Origin of the sequence: Micromonospora sp. NPDC048843 (assembly GCF_040649965.1) — a bacterium.
Lineage (GTDB): Bacteria > Actinomycetota > Actinomycetes > Mycobacteriales > Micromonosporaceae > Micromonospora > Micromonospora hortensis.
On the sequence record NZ_JBEZGJ010000359.1, the window covers coordinates 1 to 1,949 of the forward strand.

A 1,949-nucleotide genomic window follows, 5' to 3' on the forward strand; every position below is an offset into this window, starting at 1 on the left:
CCTCCCGCCCCCGCGTGAGCTGGGAGGGGATCGCGCGGTACACACCCTTTTCATGGGCCTGGTGGGGGGTTCCCCCCTCGTGGCCGGCCCGGCCGCCGGCTGCTGCCGGCGGCGGTACGGACCCGCGGGTCAGCCGGCGGCCGCCTCGGCGGCGGCGTGGTCGCGGGCCACCCGGACCATTTCCACCAGCCCGCCGGCGTATTCCTGGGACTCGCCGTGCGCCTCGTCGAACGGCGGCTGGAAGCCGACGCCCTCCCACTGGTTGGTCGCCGGGTTCCACCGGTCGTTGCCGACCTCGAAGTCCCAGGCGAAGATGCCCAGCTCGTAGTAGAGCTGGTCGGCCGAGTTGCCGGCGGCGGAGTAGAGCACGTCGGCGACCGGTCCGGTCTGCGACGGCCAGGTGACGGTGCCGCGCTCCTGAGCGATGGCGCCGACGATCCGTCGGGCGCTGTTGAGGAACAGCGTCGACTCGTCGATCGACGGTCGCGGCAGGGTGACCCTGCCGTCGGCCCGGTACGCCCCCGGCGGCCACATGAAGTACCCGCCGTAGGAGTGCACGTTCATCGCGAACTTGATGTTCGGGTGGTCCTGAGCGAGCGCGATCACGTTGCCGCTCTCCGCCTCGGACAGCTCGGCGGTGCCCGCGTAGGTGCCGGACAGGCAGTTGGCGCTGGCGCCCACGTAGCCGTCGAAGTACGACCCGACGGTGTAGTTGCGGTTGATGTCGACGCCCCACGAGGTGCGGTTCTTCGGGTCGCGGGCCGCACGGGTGCAGTGGTTGACGAGGTTCTTGCGCTGGAAGTTGAAGTCGTTGAACGAGTAGTTCGCGCCGTCCGGGTTGACCATCGGGATGACGAAGATGTCGACCTGCTCCAGCAGCTCACGGGTGGCCGGGTCGGTCCGGGCGTTGGCCAGCATCCGCTCGGCGAACTCCAGCGTCACGAGCGGGGTGGCCCACTCCCGGGCGTGTTCCTGGGAGTACGCGAGCACACCGACCCGGGAGCCATCCCGGTGTACGCCGAGGCGCAGCGCCTGCACCGTCCACGGCCGAGCCGGCACCTCGGTGCCCTGGAGGCCGTCGTCGAGTCGGGTGGGGCCGGCGACGGGCATCGGCAGCCCGGCCGAGCCGTCCTCGACGGTGGCCCGGAACCGGTCCGGCTGACGGGCATTGATCGCCGCCGCGACCTCGTCGGTGGTGCTCACCGTCTTGCCCGCGGTGTCGGTGGCCAGTGACACGGTGAGGACGCGGTCGCGGTAGCCGACGGTCAGTGGCCGGTTCGTCCGGCCCGGGTCGACCGTCCGCACCTGGACGCCGTTCATGTTCTGGTCGCCGAAGCGGACCGACTCGACGACCAGGGCGGCCACCGCCGGGTCGCCCAGGTAGCCGACTGCGTTGCGTCGGTATCCCTGGGTCTTGTTCGGCAGGTCGATCACGTCCACCAGGTCCCGGTACTGGCGGGCCAGCCGCTTGATCCGTGCCTGGATGTCCACCGGCGTCAGGTACGCGTCGATGAAGTCCTTCTGGTAGCCGGCCGGCAGCGGCGGCGGGGAGGCGTTCGGCCAGAGTGTCGGGGTGATCGCCCGGCTGACCCCGCCGAGGCTGGAGGTGGCCGTCAGCTGAACCGGTCGGTTCGGCACCGGCTGGGGGAGGGCGTAGTGGTACTGGTACTCGCCGGAGTCCTCGAACCGGTACAGCGGGAACGAGCCGGTGGTGCCGTCCGCGGTGCGCCAACTGACGGTGATCTCCACGTCCGGGTCGTCGGTGGCGGTGGTGGCCACCTGGGCCTGCAGGAAGGTCTGTCCGGTAGTGGTCCACCAGTACGCCTGCTGCACCTGGAGGGTGTCCACGGCGGTCGCGGCGGCGGTGGACCGCTGGCCCGCGGCCGGCGCGCGCAGCCGGGCGCGTCACAGCCGAGGACCGCCACGCCGGGGGGCACCCCCAACGCCAG

1 protein-coding gene is annotated in these 1,949 nt (G+C 71.6%); it reads right to left on the reverse strand.

What is annotated here, in order from left to right; all coding sequences use genetic code 11:
* Window positions 1-129: 129 nt before the first annotated feature.
* The gene (locus AB0C20_RS36075) at window positions 130-1,848 is read right to left on the reverse strand and encodes a M14 family zinc carboxypeptidase (protein ID WP_357569704.1); all 1,719 of its coding nucleotides are present in this window, start codon (window positions 1,846-1,848) and stop codon (window positions 130-132) included.
* Between the last annotated feature and the right edge of the window lie 101 nt (window positions 1,849-1,949).